Annotated in this window: 26 protein-coding genes; 17 read left to right on the top strand and 9 right to left on the bottom strand. The window is 68.5% G+C overall.

Annotated elements, in window-relative coordinates:
- Positions 1 to 275, top strand: a 275-nt coding sequence (locus A5744_RS24815; RefSeq protein ID WP_205866309.1) for a hypothetical protein, incomplete at its 5' end; no start/stop codon positions are given.
- Between the two features lie 83 nt (positions 276 to 358).
- Here the strand turns inward: A5744_RS24815 and A5744_RS14120 are convergent.
- Positions 359 to 844, bottom strand: a complete 486-nt coding sequence (locus tag A5744_RS14120) for a hypothetical protein (RefSeq protein WP_076061964.1) — start codon at positions 842 to 844, stop codon at positions 359 to 361.
- Entirely contained in the window at positions 844 to 1413 is a 570-nt protein-coding gene (locus A5744_RS14115) for a class I SAM-dependent methyltransferase (protein WP_076061962.1), read from the bottom strand. The genes A5744_RS14120 and A5744_RS14115 overlap by 1 nt, the downstream gene beginning before the upstream one ends.
- A gap of 57 nt (positions 1414 to 1470) precedes the next feature.
- Here A5744_RS14115 and A5744_RS14110 point away from each other — a divergent pair, with 57 nt between their 5' ends.
- Complete coding sequence (locus A5744_RS14110) at positions 1471 to 2868, top strand: DNA polymerase IV (RefSeq protein WP_170874492.1); 1398 nt, start codon at positions 1471 to 1473, stop codon at positions 2866 to 2868.
- On the opposite strand, the gene A5744_RS14105 is transcribed toward A5744_RS14110, so the two are convergent.
- A complete protein-coding gene (locus tag A5744_RS14105) occupies positions 2833 to 3759 on the bottom strand; it encodes an asparaginase (RefSeq protein WP_076061985.1) in 927 nt (308 codons plus the stop codon). The genes A5744_RS14110 and A5744_RS14105 overlap by 36 nt on opposite strands.
- 48 nt (positions 3760 to 3807) lie before the next feature.
- Between A5744_RS14105 and lspA the strand changes: the two genes are divergently transcribed.
- Together lspA and A5744_RS14095 are read left to right on the top strand one after the other, a co-directional pair.
- Positions 3808 to 4395: a signal peptidase II gene (gene lspA, locus A5744_RS14100; protein ID WP_240563041.1), complete on the top strand. Its 588-nt coding sequence runs from the start codon at positions 3808 to 3810 to the stop codon at positions 4393 to 4395.
- On the top strand, positions 4395 to 5324 hold the full coding sequence (locus tag A5744_RS14095; RefSeq protein WP_170874491.1) for an RluA family pseudouridine synthase: 930 nt from the start codon (positions 4395 to 4397) through the stop codon (positions 5322 to 5324). The genes lspA and A5744_RS14095 overlap by 1 nt, the downstream gene beginning before the upstream one ends.
- A 113-nt stretch (positions 5325 to 5437) precedes the next feature.
- Here A5744_RS14095 and A5744_RS14090 read toward each other — a convergent pair whose 3' ends face one another.
- Entirely contained in the window at positions 5438 to 6196 is a 759-nt protein-coding gene (locus A5744_RS14090) for a class I SAM-dependent methyltransferase (RefSeq protein ID WP_076061958.1), read from the bottom strand.
- An 87-nt stretch (positions 6197 to 6283) separates the two neighbouring features.
- On the opposite strand from A5744_RS14090, the gene A5744_RS24410 reads away from it, so the two are divergent.
- Positions 6284 to 6925, top strand: coding sequence for a hypothetical protein (locus A5744_RS24410; protein ID WP_139329756.1), 642 nt, complete (start codon positions 6284 to 6286; stop codon positions 6923 to 6925).
- 88 nt (positions 6926 to 7013) lie between these two features.
- Here A5744_RS24410 and A5744_RS14085 read toward each other — a convergent pair whose 3' ends face one another.
- Complete coding sequence (locus tag A5744_RS14085; RefSeq protein ID WP_076061956.1) at positions 7014 to 7424, bottom strand: group 1 truncated hemoglobin; 411 nt, start codon at positions 7422 to 7424, stop codon at positions 7014 to 7016.
- A gap of 175 nt (positions 7425 to 7599) precedes the next feature.
- Between A5744_RS14085 and A5744_RS14080 the strand changes: the two genes are divergently transcribed.
- The 4 genes from A5744_RS14080 (at position 7600) to dnaE (ending at position 13687) form a co-directional block, all read left to right on the top strand.
- On the top strand, positions 7600 to 8625 hold the full coding sequence (locus A5744_RS14080; protein ID WP_076061955.1) for an SDR family NAD(P)-dependent oxidoreductase: 1026 nt from the start codon (positions 7600 to 7602) through the stop codon (positions 8623 to 8625).
- Positions 8626 to 8629: 4 nt separating this feature from the next.
- On the top strand, positions 8630 to 9433 hold the full coding sequence (locus tag A5744_RS14075) for an SDR family oxidoreductase (RefSeq protein WP_076061953.1): 804 nt from the start codon (positions 8630 to 8632) through the stop codon (positions 9431 to 9433).
- Positions 9434 to 9564: 131 nt separating this feature from the next.
- Positions 9565 to 9996 (top strand): SRPBCC family protein, encoded by a 432-nt coding sequence (locus A5744_RS14070; protein ID WP_076061952.1) that lies wholly within the window; start codon positions 9565 to 9567, stop codon positions 9994 to 9996.
- A 145-nt stretch (positions 9997 to 10141) separates the two neighbouring features.
- Positions 10142 to 13687, top strand: a complete 3546-nt coding sequence (gene dnaE / locus A5744_RS14065) for a DNA polymerase III subunit alpha (RefSeq protein ID WP_076061950.1) — start codon at positions 10142 to 10144, stop codon at positions 13685 to 13687.
- Positions 13688 to 13709: 22 nt separating this feature from the next.
- Here dnaE and A5744_RS14060 read toward each other — a convergent pair whose 3' ends face one another.
- Together A5744_RS14060 and A5744_RS14055 are read right to left on the bottom strand one after the other, a co-directional pair.
- Positions 13710 to 14654, bottom strand: a complete 945-nt coding sequence (locus A5744_RS14060; protein WP_076061948.1) for an MBL fold metallo-hydrolase — start codon at positions 14652 to 14654, stop codon at positions 13710 to 13712.
- Positions 14651 to 15094 carry a PPOX class F420-dependent oxidoreductase gene (locus A5744_RS14055; RefSeq protein ID WP_076061946.1) on the bottom strand — a complete coding sequence of 148 codons (444 nt, stop codon included), beginning with the start codon at positions 15092 to 15094 and terminating at the stop codon, positions 14651 to 14653. Before A5744_RS14055 ends, A5744_RS14060 begins: the two co-directional genes overlap by 4 nt.
- A 60-nt stretch (positions 15095 to 15154) precedes the next feature.
- On the opposite strand from A5744_RS14055, the gene A5744_RS14050 reads away from it, so the two are divergent.
- Positions 15155 to 15553 (top strand): MerR family transcriptional regulator, encoded by a 399-nt coding sequence (locus A5744_RS14050; protein WP_076061980.1) that lies wholly within the window; start codon positions 15155 to 15157, stop codon positions 15551 to 15553.
- On the opposite strand, the gene A5744_RS14045 is transcribed toward A5744_RS14050, so the two are convergent.
- Complete coding sequence (locus A5744_RS14045) at positions 15541 to 16404, bottom strand: class I SAM-dependent methyltransferase (protein ID WP_076061945.1); 864 nt, start codon at positions 16402 to 16404, stop codon at positions 15541 to 15543. The genes A5744_RS14050 and A5744_RS14045 overlap by 13 nt on opposite strands.
- 130 nt (positions 16405 to 16534) lie before the next feature.
- On the opposite strand from A5744_RS14045, the gene fadD11 reads away from it, so the two are divergent.
- Genes fadD11 through ilvA form a run of 5 tightly spaced genes read left to right on the top strand, consistent with a single transcriptional unit; the run spans position 16535 to position 22881 of the window.
- Positions 16535 to 18370, top strand: coding sequence for a fatty acid--CoA ligase FadD11 (gene fadD11, locus A5744_RS14040; protein ID WP_076061943.1), 1836 nt, complete (start codon positions 16535 to 16537; stop codon positions 18368 to 18370).
- Positions 18371 to 18381: 11 nt separating this feature from the next.
- The gene (locus A5744_RS14035; RefSeq protein WP_139331349.1) at positions 18382 to 20262 is read left to right on the top strand and encodes a lysophospholipid acyltransferase; all 1881 of its coding nucleotides are present in this window, start codon (positions 18382 to 18384) and stop codon (positions 20260 to 20262) included.
- Between the two features lie 24 nt (positions 20263 to 20286).
- Positions 20287 to 21084: a DUF6065 family protein gene (locus tag A5744_RS14030; RefSeq protein WP_240563040.1), complete on the top strand. Its 798-nt coding sequence runs from the start codon at positions 20287 to 20289 to the stop codon at positions 21082 to 21084.
- A 23-nt stretch (positions 21085 to 21107) separates the two neighbouring features.
- Entirely contained in the window at positions 21108 to 21545 is a 438-nt protein-coding gene (locus A5744_RS14025) for a nitroreductase family deazaflavin-dependent oxidoreductase (RefSeq protein ID WP_076061976.1), read from the top strand.
- A 43-nt stretch (positions 21546 to 21588) separates the two neighbouring features.
- Positions 21589 to 22881, top strand: coding sequence for a threonine ammonia-lyase (gene ilvA / locus A5744_RS14020; RefSeq protein ID WP_076061940.1), 1293 nt, complete (start codon positions 21589 to 21591; stop codon positions 22879 to 22881).
- A gap of 8 nt (positions 22882 to 22889) precedes the next feature.
- Here ilvA and A5744_RS14015 read toward each other — a convergent pair whose 3' ends face one another.
- Complete coding sequence (locus tag A5744_RS14015) at positions 22890 to 23546, bottom strand: pyridoxamine 5'-phosphate oxidase family protein (RefSeq protein ID WP_076061939.1); 657 nt, start codon at positions 23544 to 23546, stop codon at positions 22890 to 22892.
- Between the two features lie 66 nt (positions 23547 to 23612).
- Here A5744_RS14015 and A5744_RS14010 point away from each other — a divergent pair, with 66 nt between their 5' ends.
- Both A5744_RS14010 and A5744_RS14005 read left to right on the top strand, forming a co-directional pair.
- Positions 23613 to 24929: an aminotransferase class I/II-fold pyridoxal phosphate-dependent enzyme gene (locus tag A5744_RS14010; protein ID WP_076061937.1), complete on the top strand. Its 1317-nt coding sequence runs from the start codon at positions 23613 to 23615 to the stop codon at positions 24927 to 24929.
- 74 nt (positions 24930 to 25003) lie between these two features.
- The gene (locus A5744_RS14005) at positions 25004 to 26368 is read left to right on the top strand and encodes an HNH endonuclease signature motif containing protein (protein ID WP_083679295.1); all 1365 of its coding nucleotides are present in this window, start codon (positions 25004 to 25006) and stop codon (positions 26366 to 26368) included.

Raw genomic sequence — 26368 nt, 5'->3', positions numbered from 1 at the left:
GTAGCGGCTCGGGTGGCAAGCCCAGCGGCGGCAACTCGGGAAGTGGCCAGTCCGGCAGCGGCCAGTCGGGTAGTGGCCAGTCGGGTAGCGGCTCGGGTGGCAAGCCCAGCGGCGGCAACTCGGGAAGTGGCCAGTCCGGCAGCGGCCAGTCGGGTAGTGGCAATTCCGGCGGTGGCAAGCCGATCGGCCCCAAGCCGGGTGGCGGCATTCCGGTGCAATCGGCGCCAACGCAGTGCCTGGCCTGCCACCAACTGCCCCCGCAGAACAAGAAGTAGTAGTAGCGGTGAAGGCCGGACGGTATGGTCCGGCCTTCACCGTGCTCTATCCGCCTTCGGGGTCGATCGGCCGGATCAACTGATCACGAACCCGAGCGCAGCGCGCGATGGGCATGCGCCCAAAACGGCATGCCCGCTGCGACCGTCGCGCCGGTGGCGATGACGCCGATCGCGACATCGACGCTCTCACGCCCTTCGGTCGCCCAGTAGACGTCCTTGAGGTCCAGCAGCAGGGCCAGCTCGTCGACGATCAGTGCGTTGGCCGAGCCGAAAGCGACCGCGGCCGCCGGGTGGCGCCGTTGCTTTTCCGTTCCGCGCAGCCCGACCGCCGCCACCGTCGCCAGTAGCGCTATGCCGATGTTGTAGTGATGAAAGTGCTTGCCGCCCAAGCTGACACCGCCGCCTGCGGGACCGTGGCCCGCGCGGATCCAGTGGGTGAGCGCTCGCACCCCGACGAAGGTGAGGGTGAACGACAACCACGCGAGAATCGTCGCCTGCTCGCCGGGTTCCAGCCGCTCGTCCCACTGGTGGCGCAGCCGAGCCAGTCGCGATGATGGCGCATTTTCCATCAGGCGGCCTTGACCGCGCGCCAGCGCTGCCTGCCGGTGCCGACCTTGACGTCCACGTCGCGAAAACCGGCGGCGCGCAAGCGATCCGGCAGCGTTTCCGGCGGAATCGGATTGCAGGTATCGCGGAAATGCAGGATAGAAAACACCAACGACGGCACGCCGTCGCTGCCCGCGAAGACACCGCCGGGCCGAAGCACCCGGAACGCCTCGGCGAACAACCGGTCCTGCAATTCCGCGGTAGGGACGTGATGCAGCATCGTGAACGACACCACCGAGCTGAACTCGTTGTCCGGCAAGCCCGTATCGGTGCCGTCGCCGTTGATGATGTGGGCCCGATCGCCGTAGAGCCGCTGCAGCCGCTGCGCCATCGGGGCATCGATCTCCACCGCGGTGAGCTTCGGTGTCTTGTCGACCAGCACCCGCAGGAATGCGCCGTATCCGGGTCCGATCTCCAGCGTGCTGTCGCCCAGTTCCACGTCGGCGAGCACGGTCGGCAACACGTGGGTTTCCACTTCCTTCGCCCAGCGATTCGAGCCGCAGCACCACCGGTGGCAGAGGTTCATGGCCATGTCACCGACGGTAGACCAACAGCGCCAATAGCATCGAGGGTTGTGGAGTCGCGCTGGGTGCTGCACCTGGACATGGACGCGTTCTTCGCCTCCGTCGAGCAACTCACCCGACCGACCCTGCGCACGCGGCCGGTGTTGGTCGGCGGCTTGGGCGGGCGTGGCGTGGTGGCCGGCGCCAGCTATGAGGCGCGAGTGTTCGGCGCCAGGTCGGCAATGCCGATGCATCAGGCCCGCCGGCTGATCGGCGTGACCGCCGTGGTGTTGCCGCCGCGCGGCGTGGTGTACGGGGTGGCCAGCCGGCGGGTCTTCGACGCCGTGCGCAGCATGGTGCCCGTCGTCGAGCAGCTGTCCGTCGACGAGGCCTTCGGCGAGCCGCCGCAGCTCGCGGGGGCGCCGGCAGGCGACGTCGAGGCGTTCTGCGAGGACCTGCGGCGGCGGATTCGCGACGAGACGGGCCTGATCGCCTCGGTTGGCGCCGGCTCGGGCAAGCAGATCGCCAAGATCGCGTCCGGCCTCGCCAAACCCGACGGCGTCCGGGTGGTGCGGCGCGCCGAAGAACAACCGCTGCTCGGCGGGTTGCCGGTGCGGCGGCTGTGGGGCATCGGCCCGGTCGCCGAGGAGAAGCTGAATCGGCTCGGCATCGAAACAATCGGGCAGCTCGCCGCGCTGACCGACGCCGAGGTGGCCAACATCCTGGGCGCGACGGTCGGCCCGGCCCTGCACCGGCTGGCCCGCGGGATCGACGACCGCCCGGTCGCGGAGCGCGCCGAAGCGAAGCAGATCAGCTCCGAGTCCACCTTCGCGGTCGACCTGACCAGCCTCGAGCAGTTGCGCGACGCCATCGACCCGATCGCCGAGCACGCGCATCAACGCCTGCTGCGCGACGGCCGCGGCGCCCGCACGGTCACAGTGAAGCTGAAGAAGTCGGACATGAGCACGCTGACCCGCTCGGCGACATTGCCCTATGCGACCACCGAGGCCGGCGCGCTGATCGCGGTGGCCCGGCGGCTACTGCTCGATCCGCGCGACATCGGGCCGATTCGCCTTGTCGGCGTGGGGTTTTCGGGACTGAGTGACGTGCGCCAGGAATCGTTGTTCCCGGACCTGGAGCTGTCGGCGGAGATGTCCGAGGAGCACGCCGCGGAAGTTCCAGAGACGGCGACCGAGGCCATGTTCGCGCCGCCCGTTGAGACCTCGCGCTGGCGCATCGGTGACGACGTCGCCCACCGCGAGCTCGGGCACGGCTGGGTGCAGGGCGCGGGCCACGGAGTGGTCACGGTGCGGTTCGAGACCCGTGGCTCCGGGCCGGGCCAGGCCCGCACGTTCCCCGCCGACACCGACGAGCTCACCGCCGCCAACCCGGTCGACTCGCTGGACTGGCCGGACTACGTCGGCGCGCTGCAGGCCGCCAATGAGGTGTCAGCCCCAGCGGTCGACGACGTCGGCGACGGGTAGCCCGGCTGCCAGCGCGGCCATCAGCAACACCCGGGCCTGGGCGGGGCGCAGCCGCGGCACCATCACCGCGCCGGCCGCCACCAGGTCGTGCCCCGGGCCGTACCCCGCGCCGACCCGCCCGTCGGCGACCCGCGTGGACACCGCGACGACGACGCCCTCGCGGCAATGGCGGCGCACCCCGTCGACCACGGCGGCACCGGCGTTGCCCGAACCCAGCGCCTCCAGCACGACGGCGCGCGCCCCGGCTTCGACAAACGCGTCCAGCGCCACCGAATCACTGCCCAGGTACGCCGCGGCGATGTCGACCCGCGGCGCGTTGGCGGCACTCAGATCGCCGAGATACGGGCGCACCTTGTCGCCCGTCAACCCGATGTCACCCGAGCTGGTGCCGAGCACCCGGCCGGCGAAGCCGCTGAGGTCGGGGGTCGCCACCTTGTGCAGGCCCAACGGCTGCAACACCCGGCCGGCGAACGACACCAGCACGCCCAGGCCACGGGCGGCCGGGCTGGCCGCCAGCGCCAGCGCGTCACGCAGATTGCCCGGGCCGTCCGGGTCGGGGGCGTCGGCGCTGCGCATTGCGCCGGTCATCACGACCGGAACGGTGCCGTCGTAAGTGAGGTCCAGCCACAGCGCGGTCTCCTCGAGCGTGTCGGTGCCGTGCGTGATGACCACGCCATCGGCGCCGCCGTCGACCCCGGCCCGCACCGCGGCGCGAATGCGATCCCAATCGGGCAGTGTCAGCTCCGAGCTGTCGACCGCCATCAGGTCGACGACGTCGACGTCCAGGCCGGAGGTCAGCGCCGCCCCGCTGTGGCTGGGACGGCGCACGCCGTCGGCGCCGGTACTGGTCGATATCGTGCCCCCGGTGGCGACGACGGTGAGGCGGCCCATGGTGGGATCATCCCGCATGCGTTATCTGCCTTAGGGGATGATGGGGAAGTGTCCGACGAACCAGACATCGACGAGAGCGCGCAGCCCGCGCCGCAGAGTCCGCAGAACCCCCCGAGGCGGCTGCGCCTGCTGCTGACGGTCGCTGCGGTGGTCTTGGCGCTGGACATCGTGACCAAGGTGCTCGCCGTCAAGCTGCTGCCGCCGGGTCAACCCGTGTCGATCATCGGCGACACGGTGACGTGGACGTTGGTGCGCAACTCCGGGGCCGCGTTCTCCATGGCAACCGGGTACACCTGGCTCCTGACGCTGATCGCGACCGGCGTCGTGGTCGGCATCTTCTGGATGGGCCGTCGGCTGGTGTCGCCCTGGTGGGCGGTGGGCCTGGGGATGATCCTCGGCGGCGCGATGGGCAACCTCGTCGACCGCTTCTTCCGGGCGCCCGGGCCGCTGCGCGGACACGTGGTGGACTTCCTGTCCGTCGGCTGGTGGCCGGTGTTCAACGTGGCCGACCCGTCGGTGGTCGGCGGCGCGATCCTGCTCGTCGCCCTGTCGATTTTCGGCTTCGACTTCGACACTGTGGGTCGCCGCAAGGCCGATGGGGAAACCGGTAGCCGGGCTAAGGCCGACCGGCGCTGATGGCGTCCGAGCGGTCGATGCCCGTTCCAGAAGGGCTGGCGGGCATGCGCGTCGATGCCGGGTTGGCGCGGCTGCTGGGACTGTCCCGCACCGCCGCGGCGGCCCTCGCCGAGGACGGCGGTGTCGAATTGGACGGCGTGCCGGCCGGGAAGTCCGACCGTCTGGCACCCGGCGCCTGGCTGCACGTGCGCCTGCCGGAGGCGCCGGCGCCGCCGCAGAACACACCGGTCGACATCGAAGGCATGACGATTCTGTATTCCGACGACGACATCGTCGCCGTCGACAAGCCGGCCGCGGTGGCCGCGCACGCGTCGGTGGGCTGGACCGGGCCCACGGTGCTCGGCGGCCTGGCCGCCGCGGGTTACCGCATCACGACGTCGGGCGTGCCCGAGCGGCAGGGCATCGTGCATCGACTCGACGTCGGCACCTCCGGGGTGATGGTGGTGGCCATCTCCGAGCGCGCCTACACCGTGCTCAAGCGTGCGTTCAAACAACGCACCGTCGACAAGCGCTATCACGCACTGGTGCAGGGCCATCCGGATCCGTCCAGCGGGACGATCGACGCGCCGATCGGCCGGCACCGCGGCGGCGAGTGGAAGTTCGCCGTGACCAAGGACGGCCGGCACAGCCTCACCCACTACGACACCGTCGAAGCGTTCGTCGCCGCCAGCCTGCTCGATGTGCATCTGGAAACCGGTCGCACCCATCAGATCCGGGTGCATTTCGCCGCGCTGCATCACCCGTGCTGCGGCGACCTCGTCTACGGCGCCGATCCGAAGCTCGCGAAAAGGCTTGGGCTGGAACGTCAATGGCTGCATGCGCGGTCGCTGGCCTTCGCCCACCCGGCCGACGGCCGGCGGATAGAGATCGTCAGCCCGTATCCGCCGGATTTGCAGCACGCCCTGGATGTGTTGCGCGACGAGGGCTGAGCACCGGTCAAACGCCCAACGAAATTCGCCGAGCCTGTAATTTTGCAGGCCCTGTCTCGCACTTCTTCTGCAGAATTACAGGCTCGGCGGGAATCGGTTCGGATACCCGAGTATTACTCCGCCTTGCGGGCCTCGACCAGGACCCGGGTGGGGTGGGCGACGAAGGCGCCCTCGGTTTCGATGAGCTCGTGCAGTTCCCGTAGCCGCTCGCGATAGCGGTCCACGCTGAAATCCGGCACCGTCCAAATCACCTTGCGCAGAAAGTAGACAACGGCGCCGATGTCGAAGAATTCCGCGCGCAGGCGTTCCATGCGCACCTCGACGACCTCCAGGCCCCCGGCTTGGATCTGGGCGCTGACGGCATCCGGGTGAAACTCGGCCCATTTCTCCGGCTGCGGTCCGATGAAGTACTCGACCAGCTCGCCCATCGTGGCGGGTCCGATGTGCTGCGCGAAGTAGCTGCCGCCGGGCCGCAGCACCCGCGCGATCTCCGTCCACCACACCGAGACGGGATGACGGCTGGTCACCAGGTCGAACGCTTCGTCGGCGAACGGCAACGGCGGCTCGTCGCGCTTCGCCACGACCACCACGCCGAGCGGATGCAGCAGTTTGGTCGCCAGCGCGGCGTTCGGCGGCCACGTCTCGATGGCGGCCATCGTCGGCGGGAATGGCCTCGCGCCGGCCAGCACCTCCCCGCCGCCGGTGTGAATGTCCAGCGCGGCCGAAACGGTCGCCAAGCGGTGGCTCAGCAGACGTTGATAGCCCCAGGACGGTCGTTCCTCGGTCGCGCGGCCGTCGAGCCACGAGAAATCCCAACCGTCGACCGATACCGAATCGGCTTCGGCCACCAGGTCGTCGAATGTGCGAGACATGCAAGGAATTCTCGCCACAAACGGCCCGCCCCGTCGATAGTCGGTGAGATTGCCGCCAGGGTCGTGCCCCATGGCGCAATCACAGCCATGACGGCAATCTCGCTGTGCTCGAGCGTTGACCGCGATCGTTTTGCGGTGAAATTCGTGGTGCCATACTTCTTGCCGTACTCGAAGGACGCAGAAGGGCATGTGATGACGCAGCCGCCGGACCACTCCGAGACAAGCTCGGCACAGGAGATAACCCGGAAAGCTGGCAGAACAAGAAGTGAAGTTATACGGGGTGTTCCCACCCGCGTTCACATTTTCGGCATTCCCACTCGACGCCTGACAACTAAAGAACGGGTAGAGCAGCTGTTACTTTGCGAAGCCGAAAACGAGTACTTACAAACAGGGAACACAGCGTCCCTCGTGTCGCTCCGGGATACCCTAGGCGCAGGTCGGCCTATTACCAACCGGGGCTGGGGCCTATTCAGTACCTTCTCAGACATAGTGCCGGAAAATGCGACCGCCGACGATGTTGAACGCTTGTATGAAGTGCGACGGAAAGTTCAGGAGGCGCGCGGGCGCGGGTTCGTCATAGTGATCATTGTGGCGGCTCTGGTGGTCGCACCACTCGTCGGCATGCTGGTCCATCTGACGCCCGCCGATTTCTCCGCACTGATGGCACCGATTACCGGAATAGCGGGCACGGTCATCGGCTACTGGTTTGGCAACCGTGGTGGAGATTGATCGATAGCGGGGGCGTATCACGCCATTCCGCGCGTAACACGATGCGCCGAAGGGGACCAGGCGATCAACCCTGCCGTGGCGGCGGCCCTTAGACCTTGGCGGCGGTGCTCTCCCCGGACGCGATCTCGGGAGCCAGCGGCGCGACGGCGCCGAGTATCTCGGTCACGGTCGACGAGGGCACTCCGGCGGCGGTCAGCGCGTCGGCCAGGTGCCCGGCCACCAGACCGAAGTGATACATGGTGATTCCACGGCCCCGGTGCACCTCTTTCATCGGTGCACCCGTGTAGGGCTCGGGCCCGCCGAGGGCGGCGGCGAAGAACTCGACCTGCTTGCCTTTGAGGCGGTTCATGTTCGATCCGGCGAAGAAGCCCGACAGTTGAGCGTCGGCAAGCACCCGAACGTAGAAGTCCTCGACCACGACTTCGATCGCCTCGTGCCCGCCGATCCGGTCGTAGATGGTCGCCGGCTCGGGCTCGCGGAAGCGCGCCAATAATCTCATGTCACCAGGGGATCATCGCGGCGTTGCCCGTCAGTTAGTGCGCGATCACACTCGGATTACTCGCTGTAACAAGCGGATTGCCCCTATCTGCGGTGCGCTTGCCCGCAATCTGCAGCCAATCGCCGAGCTATGTCCTAGGTTGGCTTTATGGCCTACGTCACAGGAGCGACGCCCGATGAATCTCGGTGACCTGACGAACCTGGTGGAAAAGCCGTTCGCGGCGGTCTCCAACATCATCAACACCCCCAACTCCGCCGGGCGATATCGGCCCTTCTATTTGCGCAATCTGCTCGACGCGGTGCAGGGCCGCACGCTCGAGGACGCGGTCGACGGCAAGACCATCCTGATCACCGGGGGATCGTCGGGCATCGGTGCGGCCGCCGCCAAGAAGATCGCGGAAGCGGGCGGGGTCGTCGCGCTGGTCGCTCGCACGATGGAAAACCTGGAGAAGGTGGCCGACGAGATCCGCGGCGACGGCGGAACCGCCCATGTGTACTCATGCGACCTGACCGACATGGACGCCATCGCCGGGATGGCCGACCGCGTGCTCGACGAGCTGGGCGGCGTCGACATCCTGATCAACAACGCGGGCCGCTCCATCCGGCGCTCGCTGGAACTGTCCTACGACCGCATCCACGACTACCAGCGGACCATGCAGCTCAACTACCTCGGCGCGGTCCAGCTCATCCTCAAGTTCATTCCCGGCATGCGCGAGCGCGGCTTCGGGCAGATCATCAACGTGTCCTCGGTCGGTGTGCAGACGCGGGCCCCGCGCTTCGGTGCCTACATCGCGAGCAAGGCGGCGCTGGACAGCCTGTGCGACGCGCTGCAGGCCGAGGTCGTCAACGACGACATCAAGTTCACCACCGTGCACATGGCGCTGGTGCGCACGCCGATGATCAGCCCCACCAAGATGTACGACAAGTTCCCCGCGCTAACGCCGGATCAGGCCGCCGGCGTGATCACCGACGCCATCGTGCACCGGCCGCGGCGCGCCAGCTCTCCCTTCGGGCAGTTCGCCGCCCTCGCCGACGCGGTGAACCCCGCCGTCATGGACCTGGTCCGCAACCGCGCCTTCGGCATGTTCGAAGACTCCGACGCCGCCAAGGGTACCGAATCCGCAACCGACACAAAGGATTCGAAGCAATTCGACAAACGCAGCGAGACGTTCGTGCGGGCGACGCGCGGGATCCACTGGTGACACCATGAGCCTTCCGAAACCCGACACCGACACCACCGTCGTCATCACCGGCGCGTCCTCCGGCATCGGCGCCGAGCTGGCCCGCGGCCTGGCCCGCCGCGGCTTTCCGCTGTTGCTGGTCGCACGCCGCCGCGAGCGGCTCGACGAACTCGCCAACGAGGTGGGCGCGGAGTACTCGGTCGCCGTCGAGGTGCTGCCGCTGGACCTCAGCGACGCCAAAGCCCGCACCAAATTGGCGAACCGGCTGAGCAGCGAGCCGATCGCCGGCCTGTGCAACAGCGCCGGTTTCGGCACCAGCGGCGTCTTCTACACGTTGCCGCTCGAACGGGAGAGCGAGGAAGTCACGCTCAATTCGCTGGCGTTGATGGAGCTCACCCACGCCGTCCTGCCCGGCATGGTCGACCGCGGGGCCGGGGCGGTGCTGAACATCGCGTCGATCGCCGGGTTCCAGCCGATGCCCTACATGGCGGTGTATTCGGCCACCAAGGCGTTCGTGCAGACGTTCTCCGAAGCCATCCACGAGGAGCTGCACGGCTCGGGGGTGTCGGTCACGGTGCTGTGCCCCGGCCCCGTTCCCACCGAGTGGGCCGAGATCGCCAACGCCGAACGTTTCAGCCTTTCCATCGCGCAGGTCTCACCCCCCGACGTCGCCGAGGCCGCGATCGGCGGGATGCTCGCGGGCCGGCGCAGCGTGGTGCCCGGCGTCGTGCCCAAGGTGGTCAGCACCAGCGGCCGATTCGCGCCGCGCAGCCTGCTGCTGCCCGCGATACGCATCGGCAACCGTTTTCGCGGGGGGCCCAGCCGCTGATGGCCGCTTCCTAGGCCACGAGTGTGCGTCCCGGGCGCCCGGTGCGCACACCGATAGCCCAGTGCGCACACCGAAAGCCCTGAGCGCACACCGTCGCATCCGCGGGGCTCGGCTCGGGCTAGGTTTGCTTCATGGCCGCCGTTGACATGACCGCCGACATGCCGATGAGCCCGCAGGACATGTGGGATCACGTATCGGACCTCTCGGACTTGGGCGAGTGGCTCGTCATGCACGAGGGCTGGCGCAGCGAGCTGCCCGACGAGATCGCCGAGGGCACCCAGATCGTCGGCGTGGCGCGGGCCAAGGGCATGCGCAACCGGGTGACCTGGACGGTGACGAAATGGGACCCGCCCCACGAGGTCGCGATGTCCGGTGCGGGCAAGGGCGGGACGAAATACGGCGTCACCCTCACGGTGCGGCCCACCAAGGACGGTTCCACCCTGGGCTTGCGTCTTGAGCTGGGCGGACGTCCGCTCTTCGGTCCGGTGGGTTCGGCCGCGGCCCGCGCCGTCAAGGGCGACGTGCAGAAGTCGTTGCAGCTGTTCGTCGAGAAGTATGGGTGACGGCCGGCGCCGACACGCTAACCGCGCCGCTCCGGCACGAAATCACGCCGGCGAGGCATCCTGGACGGGTAGCCAGAAACCTCTTGAGACACACTTCCCCGACACGCCCGGATGCGTCGGTGCTCGGTCATAGACTGGCGTCCCTATGAGCGGTTCATCTTCGCGGTCCTTCGTGCACCTGCATAACCACACCGAGTACTCGATGCTGGACGGTGCCGCGAAGATCACGCCGATGCTGGCCGAGGCGGAACGGCTGGGAATGCCCGCGATCGGCATGACCGATCACGGAAACATGTTCGGCGCCAGCGAGTTCTACAACGCGGCGACGGCGGCCGGGATCAAGCCGATCATCGGCGTCGAGGCCTACATCGCGCCGGGTTCACGCTTCGACACCCGCCGGGTCACCTGGGGTGACCCCAGCCAAAAGTCCGACGACGTCTCCGGCAGCGGCTCGTATACGCACCTGACGATGGTGGCCGAGAACGCGACGGGCCTGCGCAACCTTTTCAAGCTGTCCTCGCTGGCCTCCTTCGAGGGCCAGCTGAGCAAGTGGTCGCGGATGGATGCCGAGCTGATCGCCGAGCACGCCGAGGGCATCATCATCACCACCGGCTGCCCGTCCGGGGAGGTGCAGACCCGGCTGCGGCTGGGCCAGGACCGCGAGGCGCTGGAGGCGGCCGCCCGGTGGCGCGAGATCGTCGGGCCCGACAACTACTTCCTCGAGCTGATGGACCACGGTCTGGAGATCGAGCGCCGGGTCCGCGACGGGTTGCTCGAAATCGGCCGCACACTGGGCATCCCGCCGCTGGCCACCAACGACTGCCACTACGTCACCCGCGACGCCGCGCACAACCACGAAGCGTTGCTGTGCGTGCAGACCGGCAAGACGCTGTCGGATCCCAACCGGTTCAAATTCGACGGCGACGGCTACTACCTGAAGTCGGCCGCCGAGATGCGCCAGATCTGGGACGACCAGGTGCCCGGCGCGTGCGACTCCACGCTGCTGATCGCCGAGCGGGTGCAGTCCTACGCCGACGTGTGGGCCCCGCGCGACCGGATGCCGGTCTTCCCGGTTCCCGACGGGCACGACCAAGCCTCCTGGCTGCGGCACGAGGTGGACGCCGGGCTGGCCCGTCGGTTTCCCGGCGGTGCCCCGGACGGTTACGAACAGCGGGCGGCCTACGAGATCGGCGTCATCTGCGACAAGGGCTTCCCGTCGTACTTCCTGATCGTCGCCGACCTGATCAACTACGCGCGGTCGGTGGGCATCCGGGTGGGCCCGGGCCGCGGCTCGGCCGCCGGATCGCTGGTCGCCTACGCCCTGGGCATCACCGACATCGACCCGATCCCGCACGGGCTGCTGTTCGAGCGGTTCCTCAACCCCGAACGCACGTCTATGCCCGACATCGACATCGACTTCGACGACCGCCGCCGCGGCGAGATGGTGCGCTACGCCGCCGACAAATGGGGCTCCGACCGCGTCGCCCAGGTCATCACGTTCGGCACCATCAAAACCAAAGCGGCGCTGAAGGATTCGGCGCGGATCCACTACGGCCAGCCCGGCTTCGCGATCGCCGACCGGATCACCAAGGCGCTGCCGCCGGCGATCATGGCCAAGGACATTCCGCTGTCGGGCATCACCGACCCCAACCACGAGCGGTACAAGGAGGCCGCCGAGGTCCGCGGGCTGATCGAAACCGACCCGGACGTGCGCACCATCTACCAGACCGCCCGCGGTCTGGAGGGCCTGATCCGCAACGCCGGCGTGCACGCCTGCGCGGTGATCATGAGCAGCGAGCCGCTGACCGATGCCATCCCGCTGTGGAAGCGGCCGCAGGACGGGGCCATCATCACCGGCTGGGACTACCCGTCGTGCGAGGCCATCGGGCTGCTGAAGATGGACTTCCTGGGCCTGCGCAACCTGACGATCATCGGCGACGCGATCGAGAACATCAAGGCCAACAAGGGAATTGACCTCGATCTGGAATCGGTGCCGCTGGATGACAAGGCCACCTACGAGCTGCTCGGGCGCGGCGAGACCCTGGGTGTGTTCCAGCTCGACGGCGGGCCGATGCGCGACCTGCTGCGCCGCATGCAACCGACCGGGTTCGAAGACGTCGTCGCCGTCATCGCGCTGTACCGGCCGGGGCCCATGGGCCAGAACGCGCACAACGACTACGCCGACCGCAAGAACGGCCGCCAGGCGATCCGGCCCATTCACCCGGAGCTGGCCGAACCGCTCGAAGAGATCCTGGCCGAGACCTACGGCCTGATCGTCTACCAAGAGCAGATCATGCGCATCGCGCAGAAGGTGGCCGGCTACTCGCTGGCCCGAGCCGACATTCTGCGCAAGGCAATGGGTAAGAAGAAGCGCGAGGTGCTCGACAAGGAGTACGAGGGCTTCGCGGCGGGGATGCAGTCAAACGGGTTCTCCGCGGGTGCCATTAAAGCGTTGTGGGACACCATCCTTCCGTTCGCCGACTACGCGTTCAACAAGTCCCACGCCGCGGGCTATGGCATGGTCTCGTATTGGACCGCCTACCTCAAGGCCAACTATCCCGCCGAATACATGGCCGGCCTGCTGACCTCGGTGGGCGACGACAAGGACAAGGCGGCCGTGTACCTGGCGGACTGCCGCAAGCTCGGGATCACGGTGTTGCCGCCCGACGTCAACGAGTCCGGCCTGAACTTCGCGTCGGTGGGCCAAGACATCCGCTACGGGTTGGGCGCGGTGCGCAACGTCGGCGCCAACGTCGTGACGTCGTTGATCAGCACCCGATCCGACAAGGGCAAGTTCACCGATTTCTCGGATTACCTGAACAAGATCGACATTTCGGCGTGCAACAAGAAGGTGACCGAGTCGCTGATCAAGGCCGGCGCGTTCGATTCGCTGGGCCACGCCCGCAAGGGCCTTTTCCTGGTCCACACCGACGCCGTCGACTCGGTGCTGGGCACCAAGAAGGCCGAGGCGATGGGGCAGTTCGACCTCTTCGGCGGGGGCGATGCCGGCACCACGGACGCGGTGTTCACCATCAAGGTGCCCGACGACGAGTGGGAGGACAAGCACAAGCTGGCCCTGGAACGCGAGATGCTGGGGCTGTACGTGTCCGGGCATCCGCTCAACCGGGTGGCGCACCTGCTGGCCACGCAGGTCGACACCGCCATCCCGGCGATCCTCGACGGCGACATCCCCAACGAAACCCAGGTGCGGGTGGGCGGCATCCTCGCCTCGGTGAACCGGCGGGTCAACAAGAATGGAATGCCCTGGGCGTCAGCGCAATTGGAGGACCTCACCGGTGGCATCGAGGTGATGTTCTTCCCGCACGCGTATTCGGCCTACGGCGGCGACATCGTCGACGACGCGGTGGTGCTGGTCAACGCCAAGGTCGCGATCCGCGACGACCGGATCGCGCTGATCGCCAACGACCTTGTGGTGCCAGACTTTTCGAATGCCCAGCCGGACCGGCCGCTGGCGGTCAGCCTGCCCACCCGGCAGTGCACGCTGGACAAGGTGAGCGCGCTCAAGCAGGTGCTGGCCCGGCATCCCGGGACCTCGCAGGTGCACCTGCGGCTCATCAGCGGGGATCGCATCACCACGCTCGAGCTCGACGCCTCGCTGCGCGTAACGCCCTCGCCGGCGCTGATGGGCGACCTCAAAGAGCTGCTCGGCCCGGGCTGCCTCGGCGGCTAGACGTTCAGGGCGCGCTCGACGGTCAAGCCGGGAGCTGCAGTGCCGCTTGGTGATCGCGGGTGGGGATGATCCGCACCGTGTGGCGTGCGAGATGAAGTCGCTGCAGCGTTCGGAAGGTCTGCTCGCGGTCCTCATCCACCAAAACGCCGGGGTAGCTTGACTTTTGCCGGACCTTCTCGATCTGCAGGTGGTGCCACGCCGCGTCGCCGGCGATCAGGATCCATCCCCGCCCGGTGTGGACGAGCACCCCGACGCTGCCCGGCGTATGTCCGGCCAGGTCCACCAGGATGACCGAATGGTCCCCGAACAGGTCGCGGCTTCTGGTGAAGGTCAGCACCGGCGGACCGTCCAGCTCGTATTCGATGACGGGCCGATCGCGCAGCGAGTCGCGGACGCCGCCGACGGGGGCGACGGGGCCGGAACCGATCCACTCCTTCTCGACGCGGTGCAGGTGGACGGGCAGGTCGGGCATGTCCAGCAGCCCGGACACGTGGTCCCAGTGGGCGTGCGTGGGCAACGCGAAATCCAGTCGAGGCGTTTCGGGCAGCCCGCGCAGGGCCGTGATCGTGGGGATGGTGTCGGCGGGCGGGCGGACCACGGCGCGCAGCACCGCAGGAAGCTGGGCGATCGCCCGGTGCTCGACGTCGAGGCACACCGCGGGATCGACGATGAACGTCGCCTCCGGATGCGCGACGACGAACGACGTCAGCGAGTTCTCGATGCGGGCGGGCTTGAACGTGCCCTCGACGATCGCGGCGGTCGGCACCGAACGCGGCACTTGCGGCAGCGCCCGCACGCTCGCGGTGCCGCGGGGATCCGGCAGGCCCGCGTCGACGACGCCGCGGACGAAGCGCTGATCGAACCGCCGCGGCCGCACCAGGCCACGGACGAGTCCGGCAGCGGCGGTGCAGCATTGGAGAACGCTGGGGGAGCGGACGGGGTCGGGCACCAGTGTCGTGGGTGTCATGCCGGATCCACCCGAACGATGGCGCTGTCCGCCCACACCCCGCGGTCACGCGCGCGGCGCAGTTTCTCGCGCAGGCACAGGTCCTGGTGGACGTTCGTCACTCCGGGCACCTTGATCAGCGGCACGATGTTCCACTGCCAGCCATACCGCTGGTGCAGCGCCCGGTTGGCCCGCTCGGCGTCGGCGCCCGACAGGATGGTGGCCCGGCCCGCGACCGTCGTCGCGCCGCGGCGCACCCGGCCCCGGTAGTCGCACGCGGCGAGTTCGACCTCGCGGCGCGCGGCCAGCCGCCGGGTCTTCGGGCCTACCTTGGTCCGGAATACCAGCGCATCGCCGTCGAACCCGAACCAGATCGGGGTGTCCACGGGCGTGCCGTCGCGGCGAAACGATCGGAGCAGGGCGTAGCGGGTGGCGCCCAGTTCTGCGAGTGGGTGAGTCATGGACAGAGTCAACAACTTAGAGTTGACTCTAAGTCAAGCATGGAATTCTCGGGAGGGCCGATGGGCGGACGCCTGACGATCGGCGAGGTCGCGCGCCAGGCCGGGGTCGCCGCGACCACGCTGCGTTACTACGAGCGGATCGGGCTGGTGCCGGCGCCGACGCGGCTGGGCGGTCAGCGCCGCTACGACGACGCGGTGTTGGCCCGGCTCGAGGTGATCGGGCTCTGCAAGTCCGCCGGGTTTGCTCTCGAGGAGATCCAGGTGCTGTTCGCCGATGACGCCCCGGGACGCCCCGCCAGCCGCGCGCTGGCCGAGGCCAAGCTCGCCGAAATCGATGCGCAGATGGCGTCGCTGGCCCGGGCGCGCGCCGTCATCGAATGGGGAATGCGCTGTACGTGCCCGTCGATCGACGCCTGCACGTGCGGCATTCACAGCCCGCTGGAGACTCAGAACTTGTAGCGCAGGATGCGGGCCTTGCGGGCGAACGCCGCGAACTTGCCGGATACCTTGGTAGCCAACCGAATCCAGCCCGGAAAGACGTCGACCTCGGGCGCGTGTGCCAGGCTGGCCTCTTCGACCAGTGTCAGCCGTGGATTCCATATTTGTGGCACCCGGGCGTCCTTGAACCCCGGATAACCCCACTGGGCGCCGACGCTGCTGAACATCTGCTGCGGGGCCAGCTTGACCGCCAGCCGGCTGAACCAGCCGATGCGCCCGTAGTCGTTGAAGGCCAGTTCCCCGGACGCGAAGTGCTCGGTGACGCGGCGAAAGACACCGGCGATCACCGGCTCGGACAGGAACGCGAACAGTCCGTCGGCGATCACCATGGTGGGCCGCCCGCCCGGGATGGCGTTGGGCCAGCTGTCGTCGGCCACCGATGCGGTGACCGAGTGGGCCCGCTGGTGGGTCGGCATCAGCCGGTCACGCAGCGCGATGACGCCCGCCAGGTCGACGCTGTACCAATCCACCGCGGCCGGCGGGTCCACCCGGAACAGGCCCGTGTCCAAACCCGCGCCGAGGTCCACCACGACGGCGTTGGGGTGCGCGGCGGTGAAGGCTCGCACCCGGTCGTCGAGCATCTTCGCGCGCAGGGACGCCTGGCATACCACGCTCATGGGCACGCCGAGCCTCTCGAAGTCGTAGTCGATCCTTCTGACGATGTCGTCGGCGAGCTCGTCGTGCAGGATCGATCGCGGCCTCCGGCCGTGCCGCGGCCATCGGTTGTCGAGCGCCCGCGCGTACTGGGTCAGCAATGCGGTCTGCTCCAGCGGGGAGAGGTCGCTGACGTCAACGCCTCGATCGGGCCGCATGATCGACAACGTACTAGGTGCCCCTGACCGGCGACGTTGGCGCGCCGGAGAAATCAAGCAACCTATTCCGCGCCCGGCGATCGCGGACGTACGCTCACGAAGGGCAGCGCCGACGCAAAGGAGAACGCACATGACGACACCCGAGCGTCCGGCCACCCTGTGCGAGGCCTTCCAGCGCACCGCGTCCATCGATCCCGACGCCGTCGTGCTGCGCACGCCCGGTGACACCCAGACGCTGACGTGGCGCGAGCTGGCGAAGCAGGTGCGCAAGGTCGCCGCGGGCCTGGCGGGTCTGGGAGTTCGGCGCGGGGACACGGTCTCGCTGATGATGGCCAACCGGATCGAGTTCTATCCGCTCGAAATCGGCGCCCAACACGTCGGTGCCACTTCGTTTTCCGTGTACAACACGCTGCCCGCCGAGCAGCTCACATATCTGTTCGGCAACGCCGGCACCAAAGTCGCGATCTGCGAGGAGCAGTACGTGGACCGCATTCGCGCCAGCGGTGCGGACATCGAGCACATCGTCTGCATCGACGGTTCGCCGCCCGGCACCATCTCGGTGGACGAGCTGTATGCCGCCGCGCCAGCCGATTTCGACTTCGAGTCCACCTGGCGGGCGGTGCGGCCCGACGACGTCGCCACGCTGATCTACACCTCGGGGACCACCGGAAATCCCAAGGGCGTGGAGATGACCCACACCAATCTGCTGTTCGAGCTGTTCGCCCTTTACACCGTCCTGCCGGTCGGGTTCGGCGAGCGGGTCACGTCGTTCCTGCCGTCGGCGCACATCGCCGACAGGGTGATGGCGCTCTACGGGCTGGAGGCGTTCGGCGCCCGGGTGACGGTGATCTCCGACGTGCGGGCCATCGCCGCCGCGCTGCCCGACGCGCGGCCCACGGTGTGGGGCGCCGTGCCGCGGGTGTGGGAAAAGCTCAAGGCCGCAATCGAGTTCACCGTCGACCACGAGACCGACGAAGTCAAGCGGCAGGCGTTGCAGTGGGCGATGTCGGTGGCGGCCAAGCGCGCCGACGCCGAACTAGCCGGTCAACCCATGCCCGACGACGTCGCCGCCGAGTGGGCCAAGGCCGACGAGCTGGTGCTGTCGAAGCTGCGCGAACGGCTCGGCTTCGGCGAGCTGCGCTGGGCGGTGTCCGGCGCCGCCCCGATACCCAAGGAGACGCTGGCGTTCTTCCTCGGCATCGGCATTCCGATCGCCGAGCTGTGGGGGATGTCGGAGCTGAGTTGCGTTGCCAGCGTGAGCCATCCGAGCGTCGCCCGGCTGGGCACCGTCGGCAAGCTGCTGCCGGGGCTGGAGGGCAAGATCGCCGAGGACGGCGAGTACCTGATCCGCGGGCCGCTGGTGATGAAGGGCTACCGCAGGGAACCCGCGAAGACCGCCGAGGCGATCGACGCCGAGGGCTGGCTGCACACCGGCGACATCCTCGAGGTCGACGACGACGGCTATCTGCGGGTCGTGGACCGCAAGAAGGAGTTGATCATCAACGCGGCCGGAAAGAACATGTCCCCGGCCAACATTGAGAACGCCATCCTCGCCGCCTGCCCGATGGTCGGCGCGATGATCACGATCGGCGACGGGCGACCGTACAACGCCGCGCTGATGGTCTTCGACGCCGAATCGGTCGGCCCGTACGCCGCTCAGCATGGGCTTTCCGACGCCTCGCCCGAAGCCCTGGCGGCCCACCCGGAGGTCGTCGCCCGGATCGCCGCCGGGGTGGCCGCGGGCAATGCCAAACTCTCGCGGGTCGAACAGATCAAGCGCTTCCGGGTGCTGCCGACGTTGTGGGAGCCCGGCGGTGACGAGATCACGCTGACGATGAAGCTGAAGCGCAAGCCGATCATGGCCAAGTACGCCGCCGAGATCGAGGAACTGTACGCACCCGACCCACCTCCGGAGGTCCACGAGCCCCGCGATCCCTCCGTGGCCGCAACGGTGCAACCGGCGTGAGCGGGGGACGGATGGCGACGGCTCGCGAGCTCGGCCGCGTCGGAGCGCGAAAGGTGTTGCAACGCACCGGAATACTCGAAGAATCGGCGACGCCGTTGTCGACGGATGTGGCCGAGGTCGTTCAGCTGTTGGCCGCGCCGTGGTATGTCGAGCGGCTCGACAAGCTGGCCGACGAACTCGGCCGCGACCCGGCCGGTGTGCGCGCCGAGGCCGCGGGCTACCTGCGCGAGATGTCGGCCTCGCTGGACGAGCGGGCGGTGAGCGCCTGGCGCGGATTCGGTCGGTGGCTGATGCGGGCCTACGACGTTCTCGTCGACGAGGATCAGATCGCGGCGCTGCGCAAGCTGGATCGCAAAGCGACGCTGGCGTTTGCGTTTTCGCATCGCTCCTATCTCGACGGAACGCTGCTGCCGGAGATGATCCAGGCCAACCGGCTCTCGCCCGCGCTGACCTTCGGCGGCGCGAACCTCAACTTCTTCCCGATGGGCGCCTGGGCCAAACGCACCGGGACGATCTTCATCCGGCGCCAGACCAAAGACATTCCCGTCTACCGATTCGTGTTGCGCGCCTACACCGCGCAGCTCGTGCAGAACCACGCCAACCTCACCTGGTCGATCGAAGGCGGCCGGACCCGGACCGGCAAGCTGCGGCCCCCGGTGTTCGGAATCCTGCGCTACATCAGCGACGCGGTCGACGAAATCGACGGCCCCGAGGTGTATTTGGTGCCGACCTCCATCGTGTATGACCAGCTGCACGAGGTGGAGGCCATGACCACCGAGGCCTATGGCGCGACGAAGCGGCCCGAGGACTTCCGCTTCCTGATTCGGCTGGCCCGGCAGCAAGGGGAGCGGCTCGGCCGCGCGTACCTGGACTTCGGCGAACCGCTGCCGCTGCGCAGGCGCCTGGAGGAACTGCGCGCCGAGGAATCCGGCGCCGGGACGGAGATCGAACGGATCGCGCTCGACGTCGAGCACCGGATCAACCGCGCCACGCCGGTCACGCCCACCGCGGTGGTGAGCCTCGCCCTGCTGGGTGCGGACCGCTCGCTGTCCATCAGCGAGGTGCTGGCCACCGTGCGGCCCCTGGCGAGCTACATCGCGGCGCGGAACTGGGCGGTGGCCGGCGCCGCGGACCTGACGAACCGCTCCACGATCCGGTGGACCCTGCACCAACTGGTGGCCTCCGGCGTCGTCAGCGTCTATGACGCGGGCACCGAACCGGTCTGGGGCATCGGCGAGGACCAGCACCTGGTCGCGGCGTTCTACCGCAACACCGCCATCCACATCCTCGTCGACCGCGCCATCGCCGAGACCGCGCTGCTGGCCGCTTGTGAAACTTCGGGGGAAATGTCGGAAGACGGCTTGGTCGCACCGGCCTCCGTGCGCGACGAGGCGCTGAGCCTTCGCGAGCTGCTCAAGTTCGAGTTCTTGTTCTCGGCCCGCGCGCAGTTCGAGAAGGACCTCGCCGACGAGGTACGGCTGATCGGGCCGGTGGAAGACACCACCAAGCCCGCGAGCGCGGCCCAGGTGCGGCGGCTGCTGGAGCGGGCGGACCTGCTGCTCGCACATCTGGTGCTGCGCCCCTTCCTGGACGCGTACCACATCGTCGCCGACCGGCTGGCCTCCCACGAGGACGAGTCGTTCGACGAGCAGGCGTTCCTCACCGAGTGCCTCGAGGTGGGCAAGCAGTGGGAGCTGCAGCGCCGCATCGCCAGCGCCGAGTCGAGGTCGATGGAGTTGTTCAAGACCGCGTTGCGCCTGGCGCGGCATCGCGAGTTGGTGGACGGCTTCGAATACCCGGACATCGCCGAGCGGCGGCGGCAGTTCGCCGACGAGATCGCGACGGCCATCCGGCGGGTCAATGCCATCGCCGAGCTGGCCAGGACCCGCTAAGGAGCCCTCCGCGCTAAACTGCGCGTGCTTGTAGGGGAGGGGATTCCAACGTCTGACAAGTCCGACGCGCAGGGCCGCCCGCTGATCGGGTTCATCACCCGGGACAACACACCCCCGATCGGCCCGGCGCCGATCACCCGGACGTGGATGTCGGAGATGTCGGAGCAGCGGATCGGTTGGCCCAGCCGGTGTCTGCCCATGCTCATCGCCAACCAGAGCGGTTGGGAGCTGCGCAATCCGTGCGCGTTCACCGCCACCTGGATGGATCAGGGCGGCGTGGACGTGCTGGTCGCACCCGATAGTCGCGAGCCCGGCCAGTTCCTGCCGTCCAGTCATTTCGGTAACGGCATCCTGACCTGGCATCTGCCCATGCTGTTCCGCACTCCGCCCGGCTATAACCTGTTGGTCCGCGGGCCCGCGAACTATCCGAAGGACGCCGTGTCCCCGTTGGAGGGCGTCGTCGAAACCGACTGGGCGAGTGCGAGTTTCAGCATGAGCTGGAAATTCACCCGCAAGCTGATGCCGGTGCGGTTCGAGGTCGACGAGCCGATCGGCATGATTGTTCCGCAGCGCCGCGCCGAGCTGGAGGAATTCGCCCCGGAGCTTCGGCGCATCGAGTCCGACGAGGAGCTGCGGCGCAAGCACGAGCTCTTCCTTCGCTCCCGCGACGACTTGGGGCGAACCCAGGCGGAGGCGGACGTCGCCGCGGGCGAGCGACTGAATTGGGAAGGCGACTACACGAAGGGCCGGCACCGCGACGGCGAGGCCGGCGCACCGGATCACCAGACCCGGCGTCATTTGCGTCCCTTCGTTCAGCCGTAATGTTCAGCCGTAAGGTGAGGGACATGCCGCTTTCAGGTGAATACGCACCCAGCCCATGGGATTGGTCCCGCGAACAAGCCGACAAGTACGCCGAATCCGGCGGACAGGACGCGGCGGACATGAAGGGCAAGCCCATCATTCTGCTGACCACTGTGGGAGCCAAGACCGGCAAGCTCCGCAAGACCCCGTTGATGCGGGTCGAGCACAACGGCGAGTACGCCGTCGTCGCGTCGCTCGGCGGGGCCCCGAAGAACCCGGTCTGGTACCACAACATCGTCAAGAACCCGCGCGTCGAGCTGCAGGACGGCGCCGTCACCCGCGACTACGACGCCCGCGAGGTGTTCGGCGAGGAAAAAGCCACCTGGTGGGAGCGTGCCGTCGAGGCCTGGCCCGACTATGCCGAGTACCAGAAAAAGACGGAACGCCAGATTCCGGTGTTCGTGCTGACGCCGGTGAACTGAGCCGCTTTCGCAGGTTGAGGGCGCGACATGGCACGATTGACCGGTGTCCGCTGAACTGAGTCAGAGCCCGAGCGAGTCGCCGCTGTCCGCGGCCGACATCGACGCCGCGGCCAAGCGGATCTCGCCGGTGGTCACGCCCACCCCGTTGCAGCGCAGTGATCGGCTGTCGGCGATCACCGGCGCGCAGGTCTACCTGAAGCGCGAAGACCTGCAAACCGTGCGCTCCTACAAGCTGCGCGGCGCCTACAACCTGCTGGTGCAGCTGTCCGCCGAGGAGACGGCGGCCGGCGTGGTGTGCTCGTCGGCGGGTAACCACGCGCAGGGCTTCGCATACGCGTGCCGGGCGCTAGGTGTGCGCGGCCGCGTCTACGTCCCGGCGAAGACGCCCCGGCAAAAGCTGGACCGGATCCGCTACCACGGCGGGGAGTTCATCGAGCTGATCATCGGGGGCCGGACCTACGACCTGGCCGCCGAGGCGGCACTGGCCGACGTGGAGAGCACCGGCGCCACGCTGGTGCCGCCGTACGACGATCTGCGCACTATCGCCGGCCAGGGCACCATCGCCGTCGAGCTGCTTTCGCAACTCGACACATTTGGTGTTGGGGAGCCCGACCTGGTGGTGGTCCCGGTCGGCGGCGGCGGTTGCATCGCGGGCATCACCACATACCTGGCCGAGCGGACGGCGAACACCGCGGTGTTGGGCATCGAGCCCGCCGGCGCCGCCGCGATGATGGCCGCGCTGGCCGCCGGCGAGCCGGTGACGCTGGACCACGTCGACCAGTTCGTCGACGGCGCCGCGGTCAAGCGGGCGGGAACGCTCACCTACGCCGCGCTGGCCGCCGCCGGCGACATGGTGTCGATCACGACGGTCGACGAGGGTGCGGTGTGCACCGCGATGCTCGACCTCTATCAGAACGAGGGCATCATCGCCGAGCCGGCCGGCGCGCTGTCGGTGGCGGGCCTGCTGGAAGCCGACGTCGAGCCGGGCTCCACGGTGGTGTGCCTGATCTCGGGCGGCAACAACGACGTCTCGCGCTACGGCGAGGTGCTCGAGCGCTCGCTGGTGCACCTCGGCCTCAAGCACTACTTCCTGGTCGACTTCCCGCAGGAGCCCGGGGCGCTGCGCCGGTTCCTCGACGAGGTGCTCGGGCCCAACGACGACATCACCTTGTTCGAGTACGTCAAGCGCAACAACCGCGAGACCGGTGAGGCGCTGGTCGGCATCCAGCTGGGCTCGTCCGCGGACCTCGACGGCCTGCTGGCCCGGATTCGGGCGACCGACATCCACGTCGAAACCCTCCAGCCCGATTCGCCCGCATACCGATACCTGCTGTAGACCGGCGGCTAGCGCGAGTAGGCCGCCAGGTACGGCGGCACCGGGGTAGCGGGATCAAGGTCGTCGTCCGGAACCGGCTTTCCGGCCGACAGGCTCAGCGGCAGCACTCCGGCCCAGTGCGGCAGCGGCAAATCCTCCGGCTCGTCGGCGGGCCCGCCGCTGCGCACCTTTGCGGACACCTCGACGAGGTCGAGCGCGAGCACCGACGTCGCCGCGAGCTCGCGCCCGGTCGGCGGCCTGCAGTCGGCGGCGCGCCCAGGCGCGATGTGATCGAGCAGCGCTTCCAGCGCCCGCCGCTTCTCGGCCGGATCGTCGACCACCCGCGCGTCGCCCATCACGACGACCGAGCGATACATCAGCGAATGGTGTAGCGCCGAGCGGGCCAGCACCAGCCCGTCGACGAGCGTGGCGGTGACGCAGACGGGCAGACCCGAGGGCCCCGCCTTGGCGGCCAGCATGGGGCCGCTGCCGGTCGAACCGTGCAGGTACAGGGTTTCGCCGTGGCGGGCATGCGTCGTGGGCAAGACCACCGGCCGCCCGGCGCTGAGGTAGCCGAGGTGACAGATCAGGGACTCGTCCAGGATCCGGTGCACGGTGTCGCGGTCGTAGCGGGCCCGTTCCCGGTAGCGGTTGGGTGTGGTGCGTGGGGTGGGGCGGTAGTCCAACGGATTGCCTCGCTGTTGTCATTCGATACTTGTCATTCGATATTGTAATAGTACATAATATCGACTGTGCCAGTGCAATACAGCATAGCGGGGACGGGCGCGGAATCCATAGCCGCCGACGTGGAAGAGGCGATCTCGACGGGCAGGCTGGCGCCCGGCGACGCGCTGCCGCCGATCCGGGACCTGGCCGCCCGGCTCGGTGTGAACCCGAATACCGCCGCCGCTGCCTACCGCCTACTGCGCGATCGCGGCGCCGTCGAGACCGCGGGCCGGCGCGGCACGCGGGTGCGCCACCGCCCCGCGACCACCCCACGCTCCCTGCTCGGGCTCGACGTTCCCGCCGGGGTCCGCGATCTGTCGACCGGCAACCCGAACCCCGCCCTGCTGCCCATCGCGGCGGCGCCCGCTCCCGTTGTCCGGCCGGTGCTCTATGGCGAGCCGGCGATGTCGCCCGATCTGGTCGAGCACGCCCGCGCGGCGTTGGGCGCCGACGGCGTTCCGGCCGTACATCTCGCCGTGACCAGCGGTGCGCTGGACGGCATCGAGCGCGCGCTGACCGCGCACCTGCGCCCGGGCGACCGGGTGGGCGTCGAGGATCCCGGCTGGGCCAACCTGTTGGATCTGCTTGCGGCGCTGGGGCTTTCGGCTGAGCCGGTTCGGGTCGACGACGACGGGCCGCTGGTCGCCGACGTCGCCCGGGCACTGGATCGCGGAGTGCGCGCGCTGGTGCTCACCAATCGTGCGCAGAACCCGACAGGCGCGGCGCTATCGGCGGATCGCGCGGACGCGCTGCGCGGCGTGCTGGCCGACCGATCTGACACCCTGCTGGTGGAGGACGATCACTGCGCCGGCATCTCCGGCGCCCCGCTGCACGCCCTGGCCGGGTCGACCAGCCAGTGGGCCTTCGTGCGCTCGGCCTCCAAGGCGTACGGCCCTGACCTGCGGGTAGCCGTCCTGGCCGGCGACCACCGCACCGTCGAGCGGGTACACGGCCGGCTGCGGCTCGGGCCCGGCTGGGTAAGCCACATTCTGCAAGGGATGGCGGTCGGCCTGTGGTCGGACGAGGCCGCGACCCGGCTCATCGGCGAGGCCGAACGGCGATACGCGTCCACGCGCACGAAGTTGCGCGCCGCGCTCGCCGATCGCGGGGTCCCCGCTTGCGGCCGGTCCGGGCTGAACGTGTGGATCCCCGTCCCGGATGAGACCGTCGCGATCACCCGGCTGCTGGGCGCGGGCTGGGCGGCGGCGCCGGGCACGCGGTTTCGAATTCGCACCGGGCCCGGCATGCGCATCACGATCGCGGACCTCGCCGCCGAGGAGATCGATCCGCTTGCCGATGCCGTCGCCGCGGCGGTGCGTGGAACCGGCCGGTCCAGCGTGTAATCCCTTGTGCCACTTTCGCTTCAGTGGTCACAAAGCGAGGAATCTTGTCGGTGGGGCTTCGTAGTGTTTGGGGCATGGGTTCGAGTAGTCGCGAGGAGATCGTCGAGGTCTTCGACGCGCTCAAGACCGACCTCGAGCGTCTGGGCAAGTTGTCTTTTGACGTGTTGACCACCCCGGAACGACTGCGGGCCCTGGAAAGCCTCGAATCGGCCGCACGCCGGCTGCGTGCCCCGCAGCACATTTTGATCAATCAGCTTGGCGCCCAAGCCGGTCCGGAAGAATTGGGTGGCCCGCTGCGCTCGGCGCTGGCCGACCGGCTGCGCATCACGAAGGCCGACGCGGCGCGGCGCATCGCCGAAGCCGCAGACCTCGGGCCGCGGCGGGCGCTGACCGGGGAGCCGTTGGCGCCGCACTTGAGCGCGACCGCGACCGCTCAGCGCCAGGGGCGCATCGGTGACGGGCATGTGAAGGTGATCCGCGACTTCTTCGCCCATCTGCCCGCCGAGGTGGATCTCTGCACCCGCGAGGCCGCTGAGGCCGATTTGGCCGAGCAGGCCAGCCACTATCGCCCCGATGAGTTAGCGAAATACGCACAGCGGATCATGGATTGGCTGCACCCCGACGGCGAATTCAGCGACGCCGAACGCGCCCGCAAGCGCGGCATCACCCTGGGCAGGCAGGAATTCGACGGCATGTCACGCCTGAGCGGCCTGATCACCCCGGAGTTGCGGGCGGCGATCGAGGCCATGTTGGCCAAGCTGGCCGCCCCCGGCGCCTGCAACCCCGAGGACGAAATCCCGGTGGTCGACCAGGAACCCGATGAGGATGCGGTGCGCCGCGATACCCGATCCCAAGCCCAGCGCAACCATGACGCAGTGCTGGCCGGCCTGCGCGCCCTGTTCGCCTCGGGCGAGTTGGGTCAGCACAACGGGCTGCCGGTGTCGATCGTGGTGACGACCACGCTGCAGGAACTGGAGGCCGCCGCGGGCAAGGCGCTCACCGGTGGGGGAACGTTGGTGCCGATGTCGGACGTGATCCGCATGGCCAGCCACGCCCATCACTATCTGGCGATTTTCGACCGGGCCAAGCCGCTGGCGTTGCATCACACCAAACGGTTGGCCTCCCCGGCGCAGCGAATCATGCTCTACGCCAGGGATCGTGGGTGCACGAGGCCGGGCTGCGACGCACCGGCCTACCACAGCCAGGTGCATCACGTCCGCGGCTGGGCCAGAACGCGCCGCACCGACATCGATGACCTCACCTTGGCCTGCGGCCCCGATAACCGGCTCGTCGAAAAGGGCTGGACCACCCGCACCAACGCACGAGGCCACACCGAGTGGATACCGCCGCCGCACTTAGATCGCGGCCAGCCCAGAACCAACGCGTTTCATCACCCCGAACGATTCCTGCGGGGCCGAGACGACGACGAACCCGTTTGA

The sequence above is a fragment of the Mycobacterium sp. IS-1264 genome, assembly GCF_001954195.1.
In the GTDB taxonomy this organism is placed as follows: Bacteria; Actinomycetota; Actinomycetes; order Mycobacteriales; family Mycobacteriaceae; genus Mycobacterium.
The sequence above is the reverse complement of the archived record's forward strand: the minus strand, read 5'-3'. Positions and strand labels throughout refer to the sequence as shown.

Coding starts and splice junctions, on each gene's coding strand:
- A5744_RS14050 (WP_076061980.1), top strand. CDS start 15,155: ATGGGCGGACGCCTGACGATCGGCGAGGTCGCGCGCCAGGCCGGGGTC.
- A5744_RS14085 (WP_076061956.1), bottom strand. CDS start 7,424: ATGAGATTATTGGCGCGCTTCCGCGAGCCCGAGCCGGCGACCATCTAC.
- fadD11 (WP_076061943.1), top strand. CDS start 16,535: ATGACGACACCCGAGCGTCCGGCCACCCTGTGCGAGGCCTTCCAGCGC.
- A5744_RS14025 (WP_076061976.1), top strand. CDS start 21,108: ATGCCGCTTTCAGGTGAATACGCACCCAGCCCATGGGATTGGTCCCGC.
- A5744_RS14070 (WP_076061952.1), top strand. CDS start 9,565: ATGGCCGCCGTTGACATGACCGCCGACATGCCGATGAGCCCGCAGGAC.
- A5744_RS14060 (WP_076061948.1), bottom strand. CDS start 14,654: ATGACACCCACGACACTGGTGCCCGACCCCGTCCGCTCCCCCAGCGTT.
- A5744_RS24410 (WP_139329756.1), top strand. CDS start 6,284: ATGACGGCAATCTCGCTGTGCTCGAGCGTTGACCGCGATCGTTTTGCG.
- A5744_RS14005 (WP_083679295.1), top strand. CDS start 25,004: ATGGGTTCGAGTAGTCGCGAGGAGATCGTCGAGGTCTTCGACGCGCTC.
- A5744_RS14090 (WP_076061958.1), bottom strand. CDS start 6,196: ATGTCTCGCACATTCGACGACCTGGTGGCCGAAGCCGATTCGGTATCG.
- A5744_RS14120 (WP_076061964.1), bottom strand. CDS start 844: ATGGAAAATGCGCCATCATCGCGACTGGCTCGGCTGCGCCACCAGTGG.
- A5744_RS14075 (WP_076061953.1), top strand. CDS start 8,630: ATGAGCCTTCCGAAACCCGACACCGACACCACCGTCGTCATCACCGGC.
- A5744_RS14035 (WP_139331349.1), top strand. CDS start 18,382: ATGGCGACGGCTCGCGAGCTCGGCCGCGTCGGAGCGCGAAAGGTGTTG.
- A5744_RS14115 (WP_076061962.1), bottom strand. CDS start 1,413: ATGGCCATGAACCTCTGCCACCGGTGGTGCTGCGGCTCGAATCGCTGG.
- A5744_RS14055 (WP_076061946.1), bottom strand. CDS start 15,094: ATGACTCACCCACTCGCAGAACTGGGCGCCACCCGCTACGCCCTGCTC.
- A5744_RS14105 (WP_076061985.1), bottom strand. CDS start 3,759: ATGGGCCGCCTCACCGTCGTCGCCACCGGGGGCACGATATCGACCAGT.
- dnaE (WP_076061950.1), top strand. CDS start 10,142: ATGAGCGGTTCATCTTCGCGGTCCTTCGTGCACCTGCATAACCACACC.
- A5744_RS14045 (WP_076061945.1), bottom strand. CDS start 16,404: ATGCGGCCCGATCGAGGCGTTGACGTCAGCGACCTCTCCCCGCTGGAG.
- A5744_RS14095 (WP_170874491.1), top strand. CDS start 4,395: ATGGCGTCCGAGCGGTCGATGCCCGTTCCAGAAGGGCTGGCGGGCATG.
- A5744_RS14080 (WP_076061955.1), top strand. CDS start 7,600: ATGAATCTCGGTGACCTGACGAACCTGGTGGAAAAGCCGTTCGCGGCG.